The sequence below is a fragment of the Microbacterium sp. 01T413_2 genome, from assembly GCF_056398985.1.
The window spans coordinates 115904-139171 of record NZ_JBFTQL010000005.1 but is presented as its reverse complement, the minus strand read 5'-3'; the positions used below and the strand labels follow the sequence as shown (position 1 = coordinate 139171).

Here is a 23268-nt window from a genome sequence, read left to right as displayed (position 1 = left end):
GTGGGAGAGTAGGACACCGCCGGACTTCCTTTAACAGAAAGGCCACCCAACGCAGGGTGGCCTTTCTGCATTTCTGGATCAGATTCAAGGCCGCCCTCACGGGCGGCCTTTTTTCGTGTGCCGACCCGCGACCTCCGCCGCTGCGCGGCGGGATTCGCGGGTCCGCACACGACCTGAGCGCCGACGAGGGGCAGTTCGGGGAAGGTCTCGCCCGAGTCCGTTTGGGCATCGACGCGACGACGACGCGGGGCTACTCTGGGCGTCAGACGGGCCGTTCGCCCGCCTCCCGGTGGACGAAGGAGCTCTCGATGGACGCGATGATGATGGACTCGATGAAGAGCATGGACATGATGCCCGGCATGAAGATGATGGACATGACTCTCATGCAGGCGTGCATGGACGCGTGTTCGGCCTGCGAGCAGGCATGCACGGTGTGCGCGACGCAGATGATGGACTGTTCGCCGTCCTGTATGAACTGCGCAGACATGTGCAACACCATGATGCGCTCGATGATGCGCATGCAGGGGATGACCCCGGCGGTCATGATGTCGATGCTCGACGCCTGCATGGCGATGTGCCAGCTCTGCATGGACATGTGCATGAAGCACGAGGCCCACAGCGAGGTCTGCCGGATGTGCGCGGCCGCGTGCAAGGCCTGCATGGACGCCTGCATGGCGATGCGCGACTCCATGATGGCAGCCTGAGCGGCGGGGTCTCGGGTCCCGGTTGATGCCGGGTGATCTAGGATCGGAGCATGCTCGTTGTTCGAGGCGCCCGTGCGGTGCTGAAGGAGGTCACTGGCGCGATCTGCGCCGGTGACAGAGGCTGACGCCCCTGCCGGCGGTCTACTGCCGGCTCGTTCGTCGCGCCCGCGTGAACATTCCGCGGGACATCCTCCGGCTGGTTTCACCAGCCGATTTCTCGCGTCTGCCGCAGCGGCAGCCGTTCTGACCTCGCACAGAGAGCACGACATGCTTCCCATCGATGAGCGCGCCATCCGCGCGTCCTTCCGCAACGCCTCCCGCAAAGAGGCCTCCTCCATGACCCCGCCGCCGGAGTTCGGCGCGGTCGACTTCACCCAGCTCGACTACCTCGGGTGGTCGGATCCGAAGATGCCCCGCCGGGCTTACATCGCGGCGCACCGCGATGACGGCTCACCGGTCGCGGTGCTGTTGCAGCAGGCCGAGCAGCGCACGAGTGCCCGTGCGCAGTGCTCGTGGTGTGAGGACATCACGCTGCGCAACGACGTGCAGTTCTTCGCCGCGCGCAAGGCCGGCTCCGAGGGGCGCAACGGCAACTCTCTCGGCGTGCTGATCTGCGCGAACTTCGGCTGCTCTGGCAACGTGCGGCGCCTGCCGCCGCTGGCCTACGAGGGATACGACCGGGAGGCCGCGCGCGAACAGCGGATCCTCCGTCTGCAGCAGCACATCCGGGGCTTCCTCCGCGAACTGGGGGCGTAGCGGTCGGTGCCCTTCGTCCTTCGGGGCGAGGGGCACCGACCGGAAGCGGGTCAGGCGCGGGCGACGTTGTAGCGCAGAGCGCCGATCGCGAGCACGTCCCATCGGGTGTGCACGGCGACAGGCTGACCGGGCTCGACCTCGAGGGCGGCGCCGCCGGCGTTCCACAGTGAGAGCGTCTCGCCGTCGAGCGTGGCGACCTGCACGATGCCGGCCTGCCGATCGACGCCCGACACGAGGGCATCGGTCCAGCCGGCGGTCGTCGCGGCGGCGAGGCGCGCCTGGATCAGATGCAGCGCGTGGCCGGGAGCGTAGGAGGAGCAGACGTCGCCGTGGTCGCACATGCACCGGGCAGCCTCACGCACCGGAAGGGGCGAAAGGTGGATGCGGGGCGTGGTCACGATGGTCTCCTCACAGGATCGGTCCGATCAGGTTACGGCCGGGCGTGTCGCGGACGGTAACGCCCGTGAAATGTGCCGACACATGATCGAATCTGCGCCTGTGCGCGGATCCGATCATGTTCCGGTGAGGGGCCGGATCCGATCGTGTTTCCGTGAGGGGTCAGAGCCGAGGCGTACGCGGAGGTGAGGTGCGGCGGTCGCCGGTCGCCTCGAAGGCGGCGGCGAGCTGCAGCAGGCGGGTGTCGTCATAGGCGCGGCCGGAGATGGTCAGGCCGACCGGCATCGCGATATCGGAGAGGGTGCCCATCGGCACCGTCACGGAGGGGACGCCGAGGTGCCGCGGCACGATGTTGCCATTCGCGACCCAGACCCCGTTGCGCCAGCCCTTGTCGGCGGATGCGGGATTCACGTCCATGTCCGCCGGCCCGATGTCGGCCATCGTCGGGTGGATCACGGCGTCCAGTCCGAGGCGGTCCATCCACTGCTCGAAATCGATGCGGCGCGTCTCCTCGAGACCGTTCAGGCCGGCTTCCATGTGCGGGATCACCGTCATGTCGGTGACCGGGTTCGCACGGAACAGGTCGGGCAGCTCGTTGATGTCGTCGTCGAAACCGGTGTAGCGATCGGGGAGAGCACCCGCGGGGGCGGGGAAGATCTTCGCGCCGTCGACCTGCGTCAGCGTGTTGAGCGCAGGATCGCCGTTCGCGCCGAGGAAGTCGTCCCATCCCCATGCGCACAGCTCGATGACCTCACTGCGCAGGAACTCGGGCGGAACGATGCCGCGGGTCGCGATAGTCGGTGCCCCGGCACGATCGCCCTCGTAGTTGGAGACGGCAGGGAAGTCGACCTCGACCACCTCGGCGCCGGCCGCCTCCAGCGCGGCGCGGGCGGCGCGCCACAGCTCCATGACCGATTCGCGGGTCTCGATGCGCTGTCCCGTCGGCCCGCCGATCCCGGTCCCCGTGCCGGCCTCGGGATCCGCGTTGATGAACATCCGGGGGACGCCGAACCGCTTGCCGCCCAGTTCCGCGGGCTCCAGGGCGACGTACGACTCCGGACGCACCTCCGACGCCGCAGGCAGTGGCACCCACGGCTGCGCGCGCCAGAAGTCCCCGCGCGTCGTGTGATCGTCGGCGACGACCACATCGAGGATCTCCAGCAGATCGGAGACGGTGCGCGCGTGCGGCACCACGATGTCCTGCGTCGGCACGAGCGGCCAGTTGCCGCGCACCGAGATGACGCCGCGGCTGGGGCAGTACGCGACGAGCGCATTGTGGGACGCCGGCGCCCGACCGCTCGACCAGGTCTCCTCGCCGAGGCCGAAGGCGGCGAACGATGCCGCGGTCGCCGTGCCCGAGCCGTTCGACGAACCGGATCCGAAGGCGCTGGTCAGCCAGTCCGCGTTGTACGGGCTCTCGGCGCGACCGTAGACGCCGCGCTGCATGCCGCCGTTCGCCATGGGCGGCATGTTCGTGAGCCCGAGGCAGATCGCACCGCCGGCACGGAGGCGCTCGATCGTGAACGCGTCGCGCTGGGCGACGAGCTCGGCGAAGGCTGGGGAGCCCGCTGCCGCCGTCAGCCCGCGCACGAGGTAGCTGTCCTTCGCCGTGTACGGGATGCCGTCGAGCGGGCCGAGGATCTCGCCGCGGGCTCGACGGGCATCGGAGGCCGCGGCCTCGGCGCGCGCCTCCGGGTTGCGCACCACGACGGCGTTCAGCGCTGTCGCCGTGTCGGGCCCGTCGTAGGCGTCGATGCGGGCGAGATAGGCGTCGACCAGTTCGACAGCCGTGGTCTCGCCGGCCTCGAGGGCCTCACGCAGGCGGGCGATGGGGGTCTCGACGACGTCGAACATGGGCGGATCCTTCGGTCGTGCGTCTGTCTGCGCCGAACCGTGGGATCCAGAAGCGCAATGCCACGGTTTGGCGCAGACAGACGGGGAGGGGTCAGGGGCGGCGGGCCTCAGGCGGAGAGCGTGGGCTGCTGCTGGGTGATGCAGTGGATGCCGCCGCCGCGGTCGAACAGCGGGCGCGCGTCGACGGTCACGACACGACGGCCGGGGTACGCCGCCGACAGGATGTCGCGGGCGCGCGCATCGGCGATGTCGTCCCCGAACCCGCACGCGATCACCCCGTCGTTCGTGACGAGGTGGTTGACGTAGCTCCAGTCCACGAAGCCCTCCTCGTCGCGCAGCGTCGCCGGAGCCGGCAGGTCGACGACCTCGAACGCGCGCCCCGCGGCGTCGGTCTGCGCCGACAGGTGCTCCCGCAGTGCGGCCGACACCTCGAAGTCGGGGTGTCCGGGATCCTGTTGGGCGTGCAGGAGGATCCGTCCGGGGGAGGTGATCGCCGCGACGATGTCGACGTGGCCGTTGGTGCCGAAGTCGTCGTAGTCGCGGGTGAGGCCGCGCGGCAGCCAGACTGCCTTGGCGGCGCCGATGGTGCGGAGCATCTCGGCCTCCACGCGCTGGCGGTCGAGGTAGGGGTTGCGGCGCGGGTCGAGCTGCACGGTCTCCGTGAGCAGCACCGTGCCTTCGCCGTCGACGTGGATGCCGCCGCCCTCGTTCACGAGCGTGGAGCTCACCAGCTCGGCGCCCGTCTCCGCGGCGATGATGCGCGCGTGCTGGGCGGCGTCGTGCCAGCGGGCCCACTCCGGTGCGCCCCAGCCGTTGAACACCCAGTCCACTGCACCGAGCACGCCGGGCCGCTCGGGGTCGACCACGAACGTGGGGCCGGAGTCGCGCATCCAGAACTCGTCCACCGGGGCTTCGAGGATCGTGATGTCGGAGGACAGCATGCGCCGAGCGCGGGCCATCTCACTCGGATCCACGAGGATCGTCACCGGGGTGAAGGCGGAGACGGCGTGGGCGACGGCGGTCCACGTGGCGTAGCCCTCCTCACGCAGTGCGTCGGTGTCGCCGAGGGTCTCGCCTTCGGCGGGGAAGGCCATCCAGACGCGGTCGTGTCGGGCGGTCTCGCTGGGCATCAACCAGGGCATCGGTGCTCCTCGGATCGGGTTCATCCCGCTTATTGAACAAGCGGCCAACTAGCGATACGGTATAGCCCCATGAGCACCTCGTCAACCCCCCGGCCGAAGAGGATGCCCCCGGAGCAGCGGGAGAAGGCGATCCTCGACGCCGCCGTCGCCCTCGCGCGGCAGGGCGGGATCGCCGCGCTGACTGTGCGCACGGTCGCCGCTGCGGCGGGCGTGACGCCGGCGCTCGTCACGCACTACCGGCCCAGCATGGACGCTTTCGTGGCCGAGGTGTTCGGCACGATCGTCGGCGCCGAGCGCGAGGAGGTCGTCGCCGACGGCCGTGCAGCCGCGAACCTCCGGGCGCGGATCACCCGCATCGTGGAGACCCTGCTCGACGGCGACCGCGACGACGTCACCCTGGTCTGGGTGCAGGCCTGGGCGGCCGGCGCGCGCAACGACGTGCTCGCCGCCCGGGTGCGGATCGAGATGGATCGATGGCAGCAGGATCTCGAGGCGGTCCTGGCCGAGGGTGTCGCGGCGGGGGAGATCGCCGCGGCACAGGCCGAGGGGGCGGCATGGCTGCTGCTCGCGACCGTGGACGGGATGAGCGCCCACTCGCTCGTGAAATGGGCGCCGGAGGATCGGGGTGCGCTCGCCCGGCGCACGGTGTCGGCGGTTCTGGGCTGAGCCGCGCAGCGTTCATAGCCGCAATTCGCGACCAGTGAGCAGTCGGACGGGGGGCGAGGCCCTCGGCCGGGGCGCGGAATCCGGAGCGTCGGAGCCTCGATCAGCCGGCGAGGATCCGGAGCGCTGAGGTCGTGTCCGACACCGTCAGCTGCGGCGGGTACAGCCCCATGACCTGGATCGCGGCCTCGTGATTCTCCGGTGTCGAGCCGGCGCAGGCGTCGGCGGCGATCGTGACACGTGCACCCGCATCGGCTGCGGCCAGCGCGGTCGAGATCACGCAGCAGTCCGTGGAGACGCCGGCGAGCACGACGGGGGCGGATCCGATGTCCTTCGACAGGCTCAGGAACCGATCGATGGCATCCCACTTGCCGAACGTGGGCAGATCCAGCGTCGGATGCGGGGAGAGGGTCCGCGCGGCGGGCACGAGGTCGTACAGCGGATCGTCGGCAGGCTTGTCCGCGAACGGCCAGGCCGCGAAGTAATCGCCCCATGACGTGCGGCGATCCGCGGTCGGCAGCCAGCGGGTCACGAGCACCCGGTCGGCCGCGACGTCGGCGAGACGGCGGATGTTCGCGAACGCCGCGGGGAACATCGGCGAGCCCCAGGCCGAGTCCGGCGCGGCGAAGATGTTCTGCGGGTCGATCACGACCAGCCAGGGACCCTTCGATGGGGTCAGGGACCGGCCCGCTTCGACCGCATCCGTCATGCCTGCTCCTGGCGGCGGATCCTCCCGGCACGGGCGAACCAGCCGACGACGAAACCCAGCACGAGTGCGAAGAACACGCCGAGGTTCGCGTAGGCCCACTCGCCGTCCTTGCCGCCGATGAGGCCGAGGAAGTAACCCTGCCAGTTGTTCCACGGCGCGGCCTCGGCGAAGGTGTTGATCACGAAGCCCCAGCCGATCACCGACGCGACGATCAGGGTGACGATCGAAACGCCGTCCCACGCGCCGTAACGTCCGCGCGCGTCGAACAGCGCCGCCTCGTCGTAATCCTTCTTGCGGCGCAGGATGTCGGCGATCAGGATCCCCGCCCAGGCCGCCATCGGCACGCCCAGCGTGATGAGGAACGACTGGAACGGTCCGATGAAGTCCTGCGCGAAGAACACCACCACGATGGTCCCGATGGTGAGGATCACACCGTCGACCGCCGCGGCCGCGGGACGAGGGATCCGGATGCCCAGGCTCAGCAGTGTGAGGCCCGACGAGTAGATGCCCAGCACCGCGCCGGAGACCAGCGTGAGGATCGCCACGATGAGGAACGGGAACAGCGCCCATGCCGGCAGCAGCGTCGCGAGCGCGCCGATCGGATCGGCGGCGACCGCGGCGCTGAGCTTGTCGTTCGACCCGGCCAGCAGCAGGCCGAAGAACACCAGCACGATGGGCGCGACGGATCCGCCGATCGTGTTCCAGGTGACGATCTGCGCATCGGAAGCCGTGCGCTTCTGATAGCGCGACCAGTCGGCGGCGATGTTGATCCAGCCGAGCCCGAAGCCTGTCATCACCATGACCAGCGCGCCGATCGTCTGCGCGAGCGTGCCGACAGGGCGAGAGAACGCGGTGGTCCAATTGATGCTGCCCACGGTGAGGATGAGGAACAGGATCGTGAACGCGCCGGTCAGCCAGGTGAGCACCGACTGCAGCTTCATGATCGTGTGATAGCCGAGCACCGACGCGCCCACGATGAGCGCCGCGACCAACACGGTCGCGATGAGGTGCACGGCGACGTCGCCGTCTGCTCCGACCCAGCCGAGCGCATGCAGCACTGTCGTGGTGGCGAGCACGGCCGTGATCGTGAGTGAGGTCTCCCAGCCGATCGAGGTCAGCCACGAGACGATGCCGGGGATCTTCTGCCCCTGCACGCCGAACGCCGCGCGGGACAGGACCATGGTCGGCGCGGATCCGCGCTTGCCGGCGATCGCGATGAGTCCGCACAGCGCGAACGACACCACGATGCCGATGATCGCCACGATCGTCGCCTGCCACAGCGAGATCCCGAATCCGAGCAGGAAGGATCCGTAGGACATGCCGAACACCGACACGTTCGCGGCGAACCACGGCCAGAACAGGTCGCGGGGGCGCGCGGTGCGCTCGGACTCGGGGACGATCTCGATGCCCCGCCGCTCGATGAGGGCGGCGGATCCGGGCTGTGAATCGGCGGACATGGCTTCATCCTGGCAGGCACTGGCGGAATCCGGGGCGGATCACGGGAACTCCGGGCGATTGGGGGAACTCCGGGTGGGCCCCTGGTGCACGCGAGTGGACCCCTGGTGCACACGAGACTCCATCTGAGTCACGAGACTGCAGCGGCCAGCTGCATTCTCGGAGCGCAGATGAAGTCTCGCGGTCGGGTGGGCGGAGCGAGAACGGATCTTCGCGCCGGATGCCCATCGAATTCGAAGCTTCGTTGCCGGTACGATATCGCCGACCCGTTGATCCGGCGCGGCATTCTGCTCGTCGCCGGGCGCTCGTAGGCTTCCGGGTCGGAAGGATCCTCATGGACGCCTCGCGCATGCATGCCGCCTCGCCCGAATCCGCCGCGATCGTCGACGCCGTGCTCGACTACTCCCGCCGCCGGATGCTCGCCACCGATGTGCCCCTCGACAAACCGCAGCCCGAGGCCGAGCTTCGTCGCCTGGTCGGCACGACCATCACGGACGCGGGGCTCGGCGGGCAGCGCGCGCTGAGCGTGTTCGAGCACATCCTCGCGCCGGCCTGTCTGACCACGAGCCACCCCAACTACCTCTCCTTCATCCCGAACGCGCCGACCGTCGCGGCCATGGCGTTCGACCTGGTGGTCTCCGCATCGGGGCTCTACGGCGGCAGCTGGCTCGAGGGCGCGGGCGCCGTGCACGCCGAGAACGAGGTGCTGTCGTTCCTGGCCGCCGAGTTCGGTCTGCCCGACACGGCCGGCGGCGTTTTCGTGCAGGGCGGCACGATCGGCAACCTGTCCGCGCTCGCCGCGGCCCGTGACAAGGCGGGCCGGCGCCTTGACGCCGCAGGCACGCCGCGGCCCGCGCGGTGGAAGCTCGTGTGCAGCCTGGAGGCGCACTCCTCGAACAAGTCGGCCGCGAAGATCATGGACGTCGACGTGATCGCGGTCCCGGCCGGTGCTGACGGCAAGCTGCACGCCGACGAGGTGCGCGCCGCGCTGGAAGAGCACGGCGAGGCCGTGTTCGCCGTCGTCGCGACGGCAGGATCCACCAACTTCGGCATCCTCGACGACATCGCCGGCATCGCCGCGCTCAAGGACGAGTTCGACTTCTGGCTGCACATCGACGGCGCCTACGGGCTCACCGCGATGCTCGCGCCCGAGGCGCGGGCGTGGTTCGCGGGCGTCGAACGGTGCGACTCGCTCGTCGTGGATCCGCACAAGTGGCTGTACGCGCCGTTCGACTGCTGCGCGCTGCTGTACCGCGACCCGACCGACGGCCGCCTCGCGCACACTCAGCACGCGGAGTACCTGGACACACTCACCGACACCGATGAGTTCAGCCCTTCGGACTACTCGATCCAGCTCACCCGGCGTCCGCGCGGACTGCCGCTCTGGTTCTCGCTGGCGACCTATGGCGTGGACGCGTACCGCACGGCGGTCTCGGAGACGCTGGCGCTCACCCGCCGGATCGCGCACGAGATCTCCTCGCGTCCCGAGTTGCGCCTGGTGCGCGACCCCGAGCTGTCGGTGGTCGTGTTCGAACGCGAGGGCTGGGAGCGCGCCGACTACGACCGCTGGTCGGACGAGCTGCTGCAGTCGCAGCGTGCGCTCGTCGTGCCGAGTTCGCACGCCGGCCGGGTGAACACGCGCTTCGCGATCCTCAACCCCCTGACGACGTTCGAGGACCTCGTCGGGATCCTCGACACGATGCGCTGATCGGGTCCTTTCGGGGTCGTTGAGCGAGCGGAGCGAGCCGAAACGCCGTGCCCTTGACGGTGACCGCGTTTCGTCTCACTCCGACTGCGCCGGTGCTCGCTCAACAACCCCGAAGAGCAGGGCACGCGAGCGGGCTCAGCCGGCGAAGAAGGCCTTCGCGACGGCGGTGAGGTCGTGCAGGTCACTCACGCCCGCGAGTTCGCGGGCGGAGTGCATCGACAGGATCGGGATGCCGACGTCGACCGTGCGGATCCCGAGGCGGGTCGCCGTGATCGGGCCGATCGTGGATCCGCAGGGCACGTCGTTGTTGGAGACGAACTCCTGGGTCAAGACGCCGGCGGCGTCGCACCAGCGATGCCAGGCGGCGGCGCCCACGGCGTCGGTCGCGTAGCGCTGGTTCGCATTGATCTTCAGGATCGGACCGGATCCGAGCACGGGCTGCACGACCGGGTCGTGCTTGCCGGCGTAGTTGGGGTGCACCGAGTGCCCGACGTCGCTGGACAGGCACCACGACGCCGCGTAGGCGCGGTGCACGTCGACGGCGTCGGCGCCGAGACCGGCGTAGATGCGCTCCAGCACGTCCTCGAGGATGGGGCCTGCGGCGCCCGAGCGGGAGCCGGATCCGAGCTCCTCGTGGTCGAACGCGGCGAGCACCGCGATCGCGTCAGGCTCGCCGTGGGCAGCGACCTCGCCGAGCGCGACCACGCCCGCGTGCACCGAGGCGAGGTCGTCCAGGCGTCCGCTCGCGAAGAACGCGTCGTCCTTGCCGAACACGGCACCGCGGGCGCTGTCGGCGACGACCGCGTCGAAGCCGCGGATCTCGCGGGGATCGATCCCCGCGGCGTCGGCCAGCTCGGCGAGCAGGTCCGCCTCGAGCGGGTCGCCCAGCCCCCACACCGGCTGGGTCTCGTTCTGCTTGTCGAGCGCGAGACCGTTGTTCACGCCGCGGTCGAGGTGGATCGCGAGCTGCGGCAGCCGCAGCAGCGCACCGGTCGCGGCGAGCACGACCCGGCCATCGGCGAGTGCGAGCCGCCCTGCCAGGCGCAGTTCGCGGTCGAGCCACGAGTTCAGCAGCGGTCCGCCGTACACCTCGACGGCGGCCTGAAGCCAGCCCTTGGTCCCGGTGGTCGGACGCGGCTTGAGCTTGAACCCGGGGGAGTCGGTGTGCGCGCCGAGCACGTGCGTCGGCGTGGTGGCGGTGGCCCCGGCGGGCACTACCCACGCGATGGCCGCGCCGTCGCGCACAATCACGAAGCGGCCGCCGGGCTGCGCGGGCCACGCCTCGGTCTCGTCCAGACGGGTGAATCCCTGCTCCTCGAGGCGACGGGCGACCTCCTCGGCGGCGTGGTAGCTGGACGGCGAAGCGGCGACGAAGTCGGCCAGATCCTCGACATGCGTGCGGGCGGAGGCGGCGTGGGACATGCGGATCCTTCCGAGGCGGGCGCGACAGCCGAAGCGACGCAGAGCACTTCGATCGTAACCGCGCGGGCTGTGCTCGAAGCGGACGGGGCCGAGCCTCAGGTCGCGATTTCTGCTCTTCCGGGCGCTGTTTTCGCGCCGAAAGTGCGACCTGAGCGGAGGGAGTGCGACCTGAACGTGCGGGATGAAACAGGGCGGACGACGAAGGGAGCGGATCCGTGCGGACCGCTCCCTGCATTTCCAGGATACCGGAGGGGGTGGGGCTTGCGGCAAGGCCCCCCTGCGGGGGCAGACTGTGTGGTTTCGCCCAGGAATCGGAGGATCCGTGCGCCCTGAATCCACCCACGAAACCACTCTCGCCACGACCCCGCCGGCCGCCGCATCGGCCGCAGCCTGGTCGCCGACGATCTTCGCCCTGCCGCCTGCCCTGTCCCGCAAGGCGGATCCGGCCCTGATCGCCGCCGACGACGCCCACCTGATCGCCATCCGCGACCGCCTCGCCGAGGAGGTCGCCGCCCTCGAGGACCGCCTCGTGCGACTGCGCGCTGCCCCCGCCCGGCTCGGTCAGGAGGCGCTCGACCGCGACCTCGAGATCCACCGCTCGAGCTCGCGCCTGCAACTTCTGCGCCGGTTCGGGGTCGACCTCTGCCTCGGGCGCATGGCCGTCGCCGGTGACAGCGAAGCGGACGGACCCGGATCCGGTGCCGCCCGGCCCGAGTTCGTCTACATCGGGCGCATCGGGCTGTCCGATGCCGAAGGACGACGGCTGCTCGTGGACTGGCGCGCGCCGGCGGCCGAGCCGTTCTTCGCGGCGACCCACGCGGATCCGCAGGGCCTGATCAGCCGACGCCGGTACCGCTGGGCCTCGCGCCGCATCACCGACTATTGGGACGAGGTGTTCGACCCCGCGTTCTACCGAGGCGAGGGCCCGGAGGGTACGGCCGCGCTCGACGACCAGTCCGCGTTCATCGCCAGCCTCGGCGCCTCGCGCTCGCCGCGGATGCGGGACGTGCTGAGCACGATCCAGGCGGACCAGGATGCGATCATCCGCGCATCCTCACGTCACCCGCTGGTCGTGGACGGCGGCCCCGGCACCGGGAAGACCGTCGTCGCGCTGCACCGCGCCGCCTATCTGATGCATGCCGAGCAGCGTCTCAGTCATGGCGGGATCCTGTTCGTCGGGCCGCACCAGCCCTACCTCGCCTACATCGAGGACGTGCTGCCCAGCCTCGGGGAGGACAGCGTCCGGGTGTGCACGCTGTCGGATCTGGCACCCGAGGGCAGAGCCGGCGATCGCATGCCGGAGGAGCAGGATCCGCTCGCGCGAGCGCTGAAGTCGGGCGCGCGACTCCTCGACGCGGTGACGGCCGCGGTCCGCTACCACGAGCATGCGCCGACCGAGCCGCTGCTCGTGGAGACGCCGTGGCGCGAGGTGATCGTGGAACCGGCGGCGTGGACCGAGGCGTTCGACGCCCCGGAGCCCGCTACGCCGCACAACGACGCCAGGGACGACGTGTGGGAGGCGCTGATCGGCGCGCTCGTCGAGGACAACGCCGACGAGGACGTGCCTCCGCGGCAGCTCGATCGCGCCCTGCGACAGAGCGAAGCCCTGCAGCGGGCGTTCGTGGCGGCCTGGCCGGTGCTGGATCCGGCCGGGGTCGTCGCCGACCTGTGGTCGACGCCGGCGTACCTGAGGATCTGCGCTCCCTGGCTCGTTGAGGACGAGCGCGCGGCGCTGCGGCGGGAGGATGCGAGGGCGTGGACGCGGCAGGACCTGCCGCTGCTCGATGCAGCCCGCGCGCTGACCGGGGATCCGGAGGGCTCGCGGCAGCGACGGCGGCAGGAGGCCGTGACCGCCGAGGAGCGCGAGCAGCGCGAGCGCGTGCTGGACGAGCTGCTCGCCGCCGACGACGACAAGGAGAGCGCGATCACCGGGTTCTTCTTCGGCGACGACAGCGCCGGCGTGCGCGCGATGCTGCAGGACGAAGCCGCCCTGCCGCGCCTCGACCCCGATGCCCTCGCGGGGCCGTTCGCACACGTGATCGTCGACGAGGCCCAGGAGCTCAGCGATGCGGAATGGGCGATGCTGCTGCGCCGGGTCCCGTCGCAGAGCCTGACCATCGTCGGCGACCGCGCACAGGCCCGGCACGGGTTCGGCGAGTCGTGGACCGAGCGGCTCGGGAGGGCAGGGCTCCGTCGCATCGAGCACGCGTCTTTGCGCATCAATTACCGGACGCCGGAGGAGGTCATGGCCGTGGCGGAACCCGTGATCCGCGCGGCGCTGCCCGATGCGAACGTCCCGGTCTCGGTGCGCGCGAGCGGAATCCCGGTGCGCCGGGCGACGCTCGCCGACCGTGACGGGATCCTCACGGAATGGCTCACCGCGCACGAGGAGGGCATCGTCTGCGTGATCGGCGATGAGCGGCCGTTCCCGGACGCGCGGGTGCGGTTCCGCACGCCGACGACCGCCAAGGGGCTCGAGTTCGACCTCGTCGTGCTCGTGGATCCCGACTCCTTCGGCGACGGCATCGAGGGGGCGGTGGATCGCTACGTCGCGATGACCCGCGCCACGCAGGAGCTGGTGATCCTCCGCTGAGCATCAGAGAGCGGCGCCGACCAGCGCCTCGCCGAGCGGGGTGCGCAGGTGCAGCATGCGGGCGCCGTCGCGCGTGCTCACGATCAGGCCCGCGTCGCGCAGCACCGTGAGGTGGTGGGAGGCGGTGGATGCGGCGATCCCCGCCTCCTCCGCCACACGCGTCGTGGTGCGCGGCACGTGCGCCGTGAACAGGATCCCGGCGCGCACCGGGCCGACGAGCGCCTCGAGCGCTCGGACGAGATCGTCGGCGTCCTGGGCCCATCCCGCGGTCACGCCGCGGGCGGGGTAGAACAGCGTCGGCTGGGCGGGCGGCTCGGTGATCACCATGCAGCCCCACGACGACATCACGGACGGCACGAGCACCAGACCGCCGCCACGGCAGTCCACGTCCTCGCTGTGCCGGCGCAGTCGCACCCGCACGGAGCCGTCGCCCCAGCTGACCTGCGGGTGGATACCGGATGCCATTGCGGCCAGGCCGTCGGTCGCGATCGTGCGGGACCGTACGGCGATGTCCGCTCGCAGGATCCGCTGCAGCTGCGGCCAGACCGGCGCCATGACGCTCTCCCACACCTCCGCCCAGGCATCGGCGATGATCGAGCGCGCCCGGGCGGGGCGCTCCTGCATGCGGCGCAGCGCCTCCTGACGCCGTCCGGAGGAGCGGACCACCATCTTGCCGAGGTCGACGCGCATGCCCGTGAGCGGAGCCTCGCGGAGAGCGGCGAGCTCGTCGTCGGGCCCGAGATCCCAGCGCGCGGTCGATGTGACGAAGTCGGGCATGTAGCCGTCGGCGCCGATCACATGCGCGAGCACACCGAACGCGTCGCGCGGCAGCCGACCGCGGGCGTCCTTCAGCCAGCCCCAGGCGAGGGGGTACTGCTCGGGGCGCAGCAGCACGCGCACGGCGTGCGCGAGCTCATGACCGGGCGAGATCCCGAACCGCACGGCCTGGATGTCGCCGGGACTGAGATGGAAGTCGACGTGGTGGTGCTCCCATTCCACGCCCTCCATGTTTCGATCCACATCGAAACTCTACGGGCCGGACGCGAACCTCGCGAGAGTGGGATCACACCACCGAGAGGACCAGATCATGAGCAGCATCGCCCCCGATGTCGCGGTCGTCGCACCCGCGGACATCCGCCTCGGCGCCGGCAACAGTCGTCGTTTCGAAGGCGCCGGCCACGGCGCCGGCGTCTCGTACTTCTACGTCGACAACCAGCCGGGTCAAGGCTCCCTTCTGCACTGGCACCCGTACCCCGAGACCTGGGTCGTGCTGGAGGGCGACGTCGCCTTCACCGTCGGCGGTCGCATCATCACCGCGACCGCGGGAGACACGGTCACCGGTCCCGCCTTCGTGCCGCATCGCTTCGAGAACGTCGGATCCGGCACAATGCGATTGATCGGCATCCACGCCTCGGCCGTCATCATCCAGACCGTGGTCGACTGACCGCGATCCCGCGCAAGGAGCAGAACATGTCCTTCCAGGCATATCTCGACGCCGTCGAGACGAAGACCGGCCTCACCCCTCGGCAGATCATCGATCTCGCAGCCGCCCAGGGCTTCGGCCCTGACACCAAGGCCACACCGATCCTGGAGTGGCTGAAGAGCGAGTACGACCTCGGGCGCGGCCACGGCATGGCGATCGTGCACGTCATCACCAAGGGCCCCACGATCAGCACCAAGCACGTCGGGACCGACGGCGTGCACCGCGACGAGAGCGATACGCTCTGGCTCGACGGCAAGGACTCCAACCCGCACGGCGCCTGAGCGCCGCCCACCCGCGACAGCAAGGACACACGACATGGCCGTTCGCGCCGACCTCAACATCTCCCTCGACGGATACGCGACCACCACCGACCAGACGGCGGAGAACCCGTTCGGCGAGGACTGGGGGCGGCTGGTGGCCGCGTACACGGCCACGCGCACGTTCCGCGAGCGCGTCATGGGGGATCCGTCCGGCGGCACCACGGGGGTCGACGACCGCTACGGTGCGGAGTACTTCGAGAACATCGGCGCCGAGATCATGGGCGCCGGGATGTTCGGGCTGCACAACTTCCCGGATGACGTGGAGTGGCGCGGCTGGTGGGGCGAGGAGCCGCCGTTCCACTGTCCGGTGTTCGTGCTGACGCACAGCACCGGCCGGGCGCCGATCTCGTTCGCCAACGGCACGGAGTTCCGCTTCTTCGACGCCGCACCGCAGGAGGCGCTCGACCTCGCGACCGAGGCGGCCGGCGGCGCGGACGTGCGCGTCGGCGGAGGCGTCGACACGGTGCGCTCGTTCCTGGCCGCAGGGCTCATCGACCGCCTGCATGTGGGCATCACGCCGATCCTGCTCGGCCGCGGCAAGAACCTGTGGGCGGACCTGCGCGGGCTGGAGAACGACTACGCGGTCACGAGCGAGGTCGCCGAGAGCGGCGTCGTGCACGTGACCTTCGCACGCGGCTGAGGCTGCGCGCGAGAGACGCCGCGGTCCAGACCGACGGCTCAGGCCGCGTGGCGGGTGCCTTCCGCGTCGTCGGACCCGTCCGCGTCCTCGATGTCTTCGTCGGAGGGAGCGGATCCGGTCTTCGCCGAGCGCTTCTCATAGATCGCGCGGGAGGCGTCCGACAGCGGGTTGCGCAGGAACAGCAGCGAGATGCTGATGCCGATGAGCGCGGCGAACAGCGCCGCGAGCCACCAGAACTCCCGGAAGATCGGGAAGAAGAACCACAGGATCCCCAACGGCACGAGGAACGCCAGCAGGCGCAGCACCGAGTACACGAGCAGGGGAGGAAGTTTCACAGGTTCAGTCTAGGAGGGTGCGTTCGGCATGCGCTGTGAGGGGCGTATGGCATCCGTCTCGATCAGATGTGCGCCGCATGAACGCGGCCGCAGGACGGTGCCACGGGATCGCGTCCTCCGGCGACGCCCGTGCCGGATCCGGCATCCCCCCGCACGCCTAGACTGGAGTCGTGGCACGTTTCCTCGTGATCGGCGGTTTCCTGGCCGCGGTCTTCTGGGTGTACAGCATCGTCGACTGCATCGTGCAGCCGGCGAGCAGGCACCGAGGCGTGCCCAAAGCCGTCTGGATTGCGATCGTCGTCGTCATCCCCGTGATCGGCGGCCTGCTGTGGTTCACGATCGGGCGCACCCGGCGCGGGCACACCGCGGATCAGGAGCGCTATCTCCCGCTCGATGACGTCGATCCCGCCACCCGGATCAGCCCTGCCGAGCAGGAGCGTCTGATCCGGGAGCTCCAGGAGGAGTTGTCGCGTCTCGACGATCGCGGCGACCCCGACACTCCCGGCCCGCGCCCGTGACGGCCTCGCCCTCCGCGGGCTTCACCCCCTCCGCGGACCCCGTGCCCTCCGCGGACCCTGGTCCTGCCGCCGACTCCATGCACTCCGCGGCGCCCGATCCTGCCGCGGCGGCCGGGCAGGAGGGGGCTCCCGCCACCGAGGCCGCCGTGCGCCTGCTGACGGGCCTCGTCGCCCACGGCGTCGGCGACATCGTGCTGTCGCCGGGGTCACGCTCGCAGTCACTCGCGCTCGCCGCCGTCGCCCTCGCGCGGTCGGGATCCGTGCGCGTGCACGTGCGGATCGATGAGCGCGTCGCCGGTTTCACCGCCCTCGGCCTCGGCCGGGAGTCGGGGGCGCCCGCTGTCGTCGTCTGCACCTCGGGCACCGCGGCGGCCGGCTACCTGCCCGCGGCGATGGAGGCCTTCCACGCGGGCGTGCCGCTGATCCTGCTCACCGCGGACCGGCCACCCGAGCTGCGCGGCGTCGGGGCGAACCAGGCCACGATCCAGCCCGGGATGTACCGCCCCTGGGCGCGGCTGAGCATCGATGCTCCCGTGCCGGGCGAAGCGGACCCGACGGTGTTCGCAGACCTCGCCGCCGACGCGGTCGCCGCCGCCGTCGGCGCCACGGGGGAGGGGCTCGCGGGTGTAGCCGGCCCGGTGCACCTGAACCTGCCTGTGCGCGAGCCGTTGTCCGGGACGCTGCCGGATCAGCTCCGCGCCGACCGCGGATCCGTTCCGCGCCTCGGCCCAACCGCGCCGTTGCATCTCGTCCGTGGTCCGCGCACCGTCGTCGTCGCCGGTGCCGACGCCGGCCCGGACGCCGAGCGGATCTCCCGCACCGGTGGCTGGCCGCTGATCGCGGAGATCGTGAGCGGCTCGCGCTTCGGAGATCACGTCGTGCCCGCGTACCGGGAGCGGCTGCGCGAGCCGGCGCTGGCCGGCCGGATCGAGCGCGTCATCGTGTTCGGGCACCCGACGCTCAGCCGTGAGGTCGCGGCCCTGCTGCGCCGCACCGACGTCGAAGTCATCGCCGTGGCCCGGGGCGGCGAGTCGCTGAACCTGTCCGGAGCGACGGTCGACGCACGCGCGATCGAGGTCGAGGCGGTCCCGGCCGCCCGTACGGACGAGGACGCCGCGTGGCTGGCCGCCTGGACCCGAGCGGAGGGGACTCACGCGGACCTCGCCCCCGACGGGGCGCTGGACCGCACCGCGCTCGTGCGGGCGGTGTGGGACGCCACCGGATCCGATGACCGTCTGCTGTTCGGCTCCTCGCGGATCGTGCGCGTCGCGGACCAGGCGCTCGCGGGTAAGGACGTGCGCGTGCACGCCAATCGCGGGCTCGCCGGCATCGACGGCACGATCGCGACGGGCATCGGCATCACCCTCGCCGCACAGGCCCGCGCGCAGACCGCCGATGCCGGAGCGGGCCGGACCGGAGTCACCCGGGTCCTCCTCGGCGACCTCTCGCTCCTCCACGATGTCGGATCCCTGCTGATTCCCGCTGACGAACCGGCGCCCCGGATCCAGGTCGTGGTCGGCAACGACGGCGGGGGCACGATCTTCGACGGTCTCGAGGTCGCGGGCACCGCCGCGGCCGAGGACCTCGACCGCGCCTTCTACACGCCGCAGTCCGTCGCGCTGGCGCCGCTCGCCGCCGCCTACGGCTGGACGTACGTGCGCGCCGACGGCGTCGCCGAGCTGGCGCACGCTCTCGCTGCAGAGATCGCCGGTCCGCAGCTGATCGAGGTGCCGCTCGCACGCTGAGCCCCCGGCGCGCCGCAGCGAGCGGGCCCGATCGGCGCCGTACCGATGCGGCATCATGGGGACATGAGCCAGCACTCCGCCGGGTGGACCGCCCCGGCCGCCGATGTCCTCCGCGTCACGTCCGCCGGCCTCGCCGCAGTCGATCCCGAGTCCACGCCCGGGTACCAGGGTCGCAAGGCGGACGGCGCCGAGTCGCTGGCCACCGGGCTCGCCGCGCTCGACGACCTGCAGGAGCGGCTGTTCGCGCGCTCCGCGGTGGGCGAGGCGCAGGCCAGCGTCCTGCTGGTCCTGCAGGCGATGGACTCGGCGGGCAAGGGCGGGATCGTCCGGCATGTCGTCGGAGGCGTGGATCCGCAGGGCATCGAGCTGGCCGCGTTCAAGGCGCCGACCGCCGAGGAGTTGCAGCACGACTTCCTCTGGCGCATCGAGAAGCGGCTGCCGGCCGAGGGCAAGATCGGCGTGTTCGACCGCTCGCATTATGAGGACGTGCTCATCGGACGGGTGCGCTCGCTCGCGCCCGCCGAGGAGATCGAGCGCCGCTACCGGGCGATCGTCGACTTCGAGAAGCGCGTGGTCGACTCCGGAACGCGCATCATCAAGGTCATGCTGCACATCTCCCGCGATGAGCAGAAGCAGCGCCTCATGGAGCGGCTGGAGCGTCCCGAGAAGCACTGGAAGTTCAACCCGGGCGACACCGACGAGCGCCTGCTCTGGGATGACTACATGGCCGCGTACGACACCGTCTTCGAGCGCACCTCGACCGACGACGCGCCCTGGTACGTGATTCCCGCGAACCGCAAGTGGTACGCGCGCCTCGCCGTGCAGGAGCTGCTGCTCGCCGCGCTCGAGGACATCGACCCGCAGTGGCCCGTCGCCGACTACGACGTCGAGGCCGAACGCAAGCGCCTCGCCGCGAGCTGAGCGGCGCTCGCTCTGTTTTCGAAGCGCGCAAATGGTCGCAATCAGCGGCCGGAAACCGCAATTCGCGCGCTTTGAAAGTCCGACCCCGGCTCTGGCTCAGGCCAGGGCGTCGACGATCGGGCGGAACTTCACCCGGGTCTCCAGCAACTCCGCCTCGGGGTCGCTGCCGGCCACGATCCCCGCTCCGGCATAGGCCGTGAGCGGGATCGGCGCCCCGAGATCGGATCCGGATCCGCTCACGTCGAACTGCGCGCACCGCAGCGCGATCGCCCACTCGCCGTTGCCGTGCGCGTCGATCCATCCCACCGGGCCGGCGTAGCGCCCGCGGTCGAAGGGCTCGAGCTCGCGGATCGCGGCGATCGCGGCATCGGTCGGGGTGCCGGCGACGGCGGCCGTCGGGTGCAGCGCGGCCGCGAGGTCCAGCGCGGACGCGCCGTCGCTGAGCCGCGCGCGCACATCGGTCGCGAGGTGGAACAGGTTCGGCAGCTCCAGGATGAACGGGCCGCCCTCGGCGTCGAGCGCCGTGGTGTGCGGCGCGAGCGAGGCGACGACGCTGCGCACCGCGAATGCGTGCTCGTCGTTGTCCTTGGGGCTGTCCGCCAGGGAGGCGGCGGCGCGCGCATCGGTCACGGCGTCGGCGCCGCGCGCGGTCGTGCCGGCCAGCACACGGGCGGTCACCACGCCGTCCTGCGCCGTGACGAGGGTCTCCGGGCTCGCGCCGATGAGGCCGTCCACGGCGAACGCCCATGTGTCGGGGTACTCGGTGCTGAGGGCGCGCACCAGGCGGCGCAGGTCGGATCCGGCCGGCACCGTGCCGACCAGATCGCGCGCGAGCACGACCTTGCCGTAGCGGGCGTCGGCGATCGCCGCCAGCGCCCGTCGCACCGAGGCCTGGTAGCCCTGCGCCGACTGCGCGCCGGGACCGAGCGTGCCCGCCCAGTGCGGGCCGAGGGCCGTCGGCCCCGGGGCGGCGTCGGCGTCCAGTCCGTCGGTGGATCGATCGCTGTCGTCGGGATTGCCGTTCACGGCATCGCCGGCATCGAGGATGCGGGTGATCCAGGTGCGTCCGCCGTGTCGTCCGATCACGGTGCGCGGCACGATGAGCACGCTGTCAGCGGTGGAGCCCTCGTCGAACACCAGGGCCGCGAACGCGACAAGACCGGTGCCGGGCAGGCGCACGGCGTCGTCGATGCGGGCCGAGGAGCGGATGCCGTCCCACGCGTGACTGAGAGCGGCGGTGCGCGGCTCGGAACCGGCGGCGACGCGCACGACGCGCGCGGTCTCGGAGCCGACGGCGACGATCCCGTCGCCGCGGCGCAACCACGCGCGCGGATCCACTGGATCGGCATAGGCGAGCAGGTCATCGGCGAGGTCGAACTCTCGCGTCTGAACGACCAGGCCGGCACTCACGGAACCAGCCTATTGCGTGCCGGAAGCGTCGCTGCGCCCCGCGCAGCGTCCGAGGCGCGACATAGAGTGGCACCGTGATCGCCGAACGTCCTGCACCCGGAACCGAGATCGTCTTCCAGTGGCGCAAGTGGGACGGCTCCCCGCACTGGCGCCACGAATGCGTCTACCTGGGTGCGGACGAATGGGGCGACTGGGTCGGTCAGCCCGCCGGCTGGGGGAGTGAACGCCCGGGGCGCACCTTCACCGCGGCGGCGCCCAACGTGACGCTCGTGCCGCCGAGCGGCGACTACGCCCTCACGGTGAACCGCGACCACCCCAAGGGAATGCGCATCTACATCGACCTCGCGTGGGACGTGCACGCCGAGCCCGCGGGCGGACCGCAGGCGGGCGAAGCGCCCGTGCTCTTCACAGGTATCGACATGGACCTCGACGTCGTGCGCGTCGACGGCGAGCGCGGCACGTGGATCGACGACGAGGACGAGTGGGACGAGCACCGCGTGCAGTACGGCTATCCCGCCGACGTGCAGCGGCACCTGGAGGCGCTCGCGGCCGACCTCGCAGAGCGGGTGCGTGCGCAGCTGCCACCGTTCGACGACGCCTCGGCCGACGTCTGGCTGGACCGCCTCGCGGAGCTCGCGCTGCCGCCGCGCGCGTAGGCTGGACGGGTGACCCCGTCTGAGCACAACCGCGCCGACCTCGGCAAGGACCCTTCCCGCGTCAGCGGCATGTTCGACCAGGTCGCGGCCGGCTACGACCGCACCAACACGGTGATGACCGTCGGCAACGACGCTCTCTGGCGGGCGGCGACGACGCGCGCGGTCGCGCCGAAGAAGGGCGAGCGCATCCTCGACCTCGGCGCGGGCACCGCCTCCTCCTCGGCCTCGCTCGCCCGCAGCGGCGCCGATGTGGTCGCGGCCGACTTCTCGCCGGGAATGCTCGCGGAGGGCAAGCGCCGGCACGGCGACCTGCCGAACCTCAGCTTCGTCGAGGCGGACGCGACGAACCTCCCGTTCGACGATGAGACCTTCGACGCGGTCACGATGTCGTACAGCCTGCGCAACGTGCAGGATCCGAAGAAGGCCATCGCTGAGCTGTACCGGGTGACCAAGCCCGGCGGCCGCGTCGTGATCAACGAGTTCTCCACGCCGCCGGCGAAGCTGCTGCGCGGCTTCTACAAGGTCTACAACGCGCAGGTGCTGCCGCGCGTGGCCCGCCTCGCCGGCAGCAACGGCGAGGCCTACGACTACCTCAACGAGTCGATCCGCGCCTGGCCCGATCAGCGCACGCTCGCCGGTTGGCTGCGCGAAGCGGGCTGGATCGACGTGGCTTGGCGCAACCTGTCCTTCGGGATCGTGGCGCTGCACCGCGCCCGCAAGCCGAAGGCGTGACGCGGGAACCGGGTACGGTGCGCGCCCAGGTAGGCTGGACGACGTGACTTCGAGCCCCGCCGCCACGGGTTCGCGCCTCGCGAGCCGTCTCGGTTTCAGCGACCGCGTGTTCGTCGGCCCCGCCGCGCGCAAGCTCGCCCGCGAGGTCGAGGCCGGTCTCGAGCTCGTCGAAGAGGGCCTCGCGGTCGACCTGCGCATCGCCGACTCGATCGCCGACGCCCCGAGCCGCTACCTCTACGAGGCGGGCGGCAAGCGCGTGCGCCCCGTGCTGTCGCTGCTCACCGCGCAGCTCGGCGCAGGAAACGTGCCCGCGGTCATCGACATCGCCAAGGCCCTGGAGATGACGCACCTCGGCTCGCTCTATCACGACGACGTCATGGACGGCGCGGACCGCCGCCGCGGTGTGCCGGCGGCGCAGACCGTGTGGGGCAACAACATCGCGATCCTCACCGGAGACCTGCTGTTCTCCCGGGCGAGTCAGCTCATGTCGCGCCACGGCGACCGCGCGATCCGTCTGCAGGCCGACACCTTCGAGCGTCTCGTGCTCGGGCAGATGCATGAGACGGTGGGCCCGCAGGAGGGTGACGACCCTGTCGAGTTCTACATCCAGGTGCTCGCCGACAAGACCGGATCCCTCATCGCCGCAGCCACGCAGGCCGGTGCCATCTTCTCCGGCGCCCCCGCCGAATACGAGGTGCCGCTGCGCAACTACGGCGAGAAGGTCGGCGTTGCCTTCCAGCTGCTCGACGATGTGATCGACCTGTCGGCGAAGCCCGAGGACACCGGCAAGGTTCCGGGCACGGATCTGCGTGCGGGCGTTCCCACCATGCCCTCTCTGCTGCTGAGCGTCGAGACGGATCCGGAATCCACAGCGCTCGCCGCGGAGATCGACGCCGGCGTGCAGCGGATCGCCGCGGGCGAGGATCCGGCGATCCTCGATGACGCCCTCGCGCGCCTGCGCGACCACGCCGTCACCCGGAAGACCCTCGACCTCGCCCGCAGCTGGACCCAGGGCGCGATCGACGAGCTCTCCGTGCTGCCCAAGGGCCCCGTGCGCGATGCGCTGACCCGGTTCGCGGAGTCGCTCGCGGACCGCAGCAGCTGAC

The 23268-nt window shown here is 71.0% G+C and carries 23 protein-coding genes; 14 read left to right on the top strand and 9 right to left on the bottom strand.

The window, feature by feature from the left end; genetic code table 11:
* Positions 1–308 precede the first annotated feature (308 nt).
* Together AC1DMN_RS05265 and AC1DMN_RS05260 are read left to right on the top strand one after the other, a co-directional pair.
* The gene (locus AC1DMN_RS05265; RefSeq protein ID WP_477229719.1) at positions 309–704 is read left to right on the top strand and encodes a four-helix bundle copper-binding protein; all 396 of its coding nucleotides are present in this window, start codon (positions 309–311) and stop codon (positions 702–704) included.
* 267 nt (positions 705–971) lie between these two features.
* Entirely contained in the window at positions 972–1460 is a 489-nt protein-coding gene (locus tag AC1DMN_RS05260) for an FBP domain-containing protein (RefSeq protein ID WP_477229699.1), read from the top strand.
* Between the two features lie 50 nt (positions 1461–1510).
* Here AC1DMN_RS05260 and AC1DMN_RS05255 read toward each other — a convergent pair whose 3' ends face one another.
* The 3 genes from AC1DMN_RS05255 to AC1DMN_RS05245 form a co-directional block, all read right to left on the bottom strand.
* Positions 1511–1858 (bottom strand): hypothetical protein, encoded by a 348-nt coding sequence (locus AC1DMN_RS05255; RefSeq protein ID WP_440734084.1) that lies wholly within the window; start codon positions 1856–1858, stop codon positions 1511–1513.
* Between the two features lie 160 nt (positions 1859–2018).
* Positions 2019–3710: an amidase gene (locus tag AC1DMN_RS05250; RefSeq protein WP_477229698.1), complete on the bottom strand. Its 1692-nt coding sequence runs from the start codon at positions 3708–3710 to the stop codon at positions 2019–2021.
* A gap of 107 nt (positions 3711–3817) precedes the next feature.
* Positions 3818–4852, bottom strand: a complete 1035-nt coding sequence (locus AC1DMN_RS05245; RefSeq protein WP_441977549.1) for an agmatine deiminase family protein — start codon at positions 4850–4852, stop codon at positions 3818–3820.
* A gap of 69 nt (positions 4853–4921) precedes the next feature.
* Here AC1DMN_RS05245 and AC1DMN_RS05240 point away from each other — a divergent pair, with 69 nt between their 5' ends.
* Positions 4922–5518: a TetR/AcrR family transcriptional regulator gene (locus AC1DMN_RS05240; protein WP_440734081.1), complete on the top strand. Its 597-nt coding sequence runs from the start codon at positions 4922–4924 to the stop codon at positions 5516–5518.
* A gap of 100 nt (positions 5519–5618) precedes the next feature.
* On the opposite strand, the gene AC1DMN_RS05235 is transcribed toward AC1DMN_RS05240, so the two are convergent.
* Both AC1DMN_RS05235 and AC1DMN_RS05230 read right to left on the bottom strand, forming a co-directional pair.
* Entirely contained in the window at positions 5619–6224 is a 606-nt protein-coding gene (locus AC1DMN_RS05235) for a cysteine hydrolase family protein (RefSeq protein WP_477229696.1), read from the bottom strand.
* Positions 6221–7681, bottom strand: a complete 1461-nt coding sequence (locus AC1DMN_RS05230) for a purine-cytosine permease family protein (protein WP_477229695.1) — start codon at positions 7679–7681, stop codon at positions 6221–6223. The genes AC1DMN_RS05235 and AC1DMN_RS05230 overlap by 4 nt, the downstream gene beginning before the upstream one ends.
* Before the next feature lie 332 nt (positions 7682–8013).
* Between AC1DMN_RS05230 and AC1DMN_RS05225 the strand changes: the two genes are divergently transcribed.
* A complete protein-coding gene (locus AC1DMN_RS05225; RefSeq protein ID WP_477229694.1) occupies positions 8014–9387 on the top strand; it encodes a pyridoxal phosphate-dependent decarboxylase family protein in 1374 nt (457 codons plus the stop codon).
* 135 nt (positions 9388–9522) lie between these two features.
* On the opposite strand, the gene AC1DMN_RS05220 is transcribed toward AC1DMN_RS05225, so the two are convergent.
* Positions 9523–10809: a M18 family aminopeptidase gene (locus tag AC1DMN_RS05220; protein WP_477229693.1), complete on the bottom strand. Its 1287-nt coding sequence runs from the start codon at positions 10807–10809 to the stop codon at positions 9523–9525.
* A gap of 403 nt (positions 10810–11212) precedes the next feature.
* On the opposite strand from AC1DMN_RS05220, the gene helR reads away from it, so the two are divergent.
* A complete protein-coding gene (gene helR / locus AC1DMN_RS05215) occupies positions 11213–13402 on the top strand; it encodes an RNA polymerase recycling motor ATPase HelR (RefSeq protein WP_477229718.1) in 2190 nt (729 codons plus the stop codon).
* A 3-nt stretch (positions 13403–13405) separates the two neighbouring features.
* On the opposite strand, the gene AC1DMN_RS05210 is transcribed toward helR, so the two are convergent.
* Complete coding sequence (locus tag AC1DMN_RS05210; protein WP_477229692.1) at positions 13406–14422, bottom strand: ArsR/SmtB family transcription factor; 1017 nt, start codon at positions 14420–14422, stop codon at positions 13406–13408.
* Between the two features lie 67 nt (positions 14423–14489).
* Here AC1DMN_RS05210 and AC1DMN_RS05205 point away from each other — a divergent pair, with 67 nt between their 5' ends.
* From AC1DMN_RS05205 to AC1DMN_RS05195, 3 genes are read left to right on the top strand one after another with little or no spacing between them, the layout of a single operon-like run.
* Positions 14490–14846 carry a cupin domain-containing protein gene (locus AC1DMN_RS05205; RefSeq protein WP_477229691.1) on the top strand — a complete coding sequence of 119 codons (357 nt, stop codon included), beginning with the start codon at positions 14490–14492 and terminating at the stop codon, positions 14844–14846.
* 26 nt (positions 14847–14872) lie between these two features.
* The gene (locus AC1DMN_RS05200) at positions 14873–15166 is read left to right on the top strand and encodes a DUF4287 domain-containing protein (RefSeq protein WP_441977556.1); all 294 of its coding nucleotides are present in this window, start codon (positions 14873–14875) and stop codon (positions 15164–15166) included.
* Positions 15167–15200: 34 nt separating this feature from the next.
* The gene (locus AC1DMN_RS05195) at positions 15201–15845 is read left to right on the top strand and encodes a dihydrofolate reductase family protein (RefSeq protein ID WP_477229690.1); all 645 of its coding nucleotides are present in this window, start codon (positions 15201–15203) and stop codon (positions 15843–15845) included.
* A gap of 38 nt (positions 15846–15883) precedes the next feature.
* Here the strand turns inward: AC1DMN_RS05195 and AC1DMN_RS05190 are convergent, their stop codons facing one another.
* A complete protein-coding gene (locus AC1DMN_RS05190) occupies positions 15884–16180 on the bottom strand; it encodes a DUF4229 domain-containing protein (protein WP_440734072.1) in 297 nt (98 codons plus the stop codon).
* A gap of 170 nt (positions 16181–16350) precedes the next feature.
* Between AC1DMN_RS05190 and AC1DMN_RS05185 the strand changes: the two genes are divergently transcribed.
* The 3 genes from AC1DMN_RS05185 to AC1DMN_RS05175 all read left to right on the top strand — a co-directional run bounded on the left by AC1DMN_RS05185 (position 16351) and on the right by AC1DMN_RS05175 (position 19364).
* The gene (locus tag AC1DMN_RS05185) at positions 16351–16698 is read left to right on the top strand and encodes a PLDc N-terminal domain-containing protein (protein ID WP_440734071.1); all 348 of its coding nucleotides are present in this window, start codon (positions 16351–16353) and stop codon (positions 16696–16698) included.
* Between the two features lie 77 nt (positions 16699–16775).
* Positions 16776–18443 (top strand): 2-succinyl-5-enolpyruvyl-6-hydroxy-3-cyclohexene-1-carboxylic-acid synthase, encoded by a 1668-nt coding sequence (gene menD / locus AC1DMN_RS05180; protein WP_477229717.1) that lies wholly within the window; start codon positions 16776–16778, stop codon positions 18441–18443.
* Positions 18444–18506: 63 nt separating this feature from the next.
* The gene (locus AC1DMN_RS05175; protein ID WP_441977559.1) at positions 18507–19364 is read left to right on the top strand and encodes a polyphosphate kinase 2 family protein; all 858 of its coding nucleotides are present in this window, start codon (positions 18507–18509) and stop codon (positions 19362–19364) included.
* 96 nt (positions 19365–19460) lie between these two features.
* On the opposite strand, the gene AC1DMN_RS05170 is transcribed toward AC1DMN_RS05175, so the two are convergent.
* Positions 19461–20774, bottom strand: coding sequence for an isochorismate synthase (locus AC1DMN_RS05170; RefSeq protein WP_477229689.1), 1314 nt, complete (start codon positions 20772–20774; stop codon positions 19461–19463).
* Between the two features lie 74 nt (positions 20775–20848).
* Here AC1DMN_RS05170 and AC1DMN_RS05165 point away from each other — a divergent pair, with 74 nt between their 5' ends.
* The 3 genes from AC1DMN_RS05165 to AC1DMN_RS05155 are packed head-to-tail and all read left to right on the top strand — an operon-like array spanning position 20849 to position 23267.
* The gene (locus AC1DMN_RS05165; protein ID WP_441977561.1) at positions 20849–21430 is read left to right on the top strand and encodes a DUF402 domain-containing protein; all 582 of its coding nucleotides are present in this window, start codon (positions 20849–20851) and stop codon (positions 21428–21430) included.
* 9 nt (positions 21431–21439) lie between these two features.
* Positions 21440–22162, top strand: coding sequence for a class I SAM-dependent methyltransferase (locus tag AC1DMN_RS05160; protein ID WP_441977562.1), 723 nt, complete (start codon positions 21440–21442; stop codon positions 22160–22162).
* A gap of 43 nt (positions 22163–22205) precedes the next feature.
* Positions 22206–23267, top strand: coding sequence for a polyprenyl synthetase family protein (locus tag AC1DMN_RS05155; protein ID WP_477229688.1), 1062 nt, complete (start codon positions 22206–22208; stop codon positions 23265–23267).
* The last annotated feature ends 1 nt before the right edge of the window (position 23268 follow it).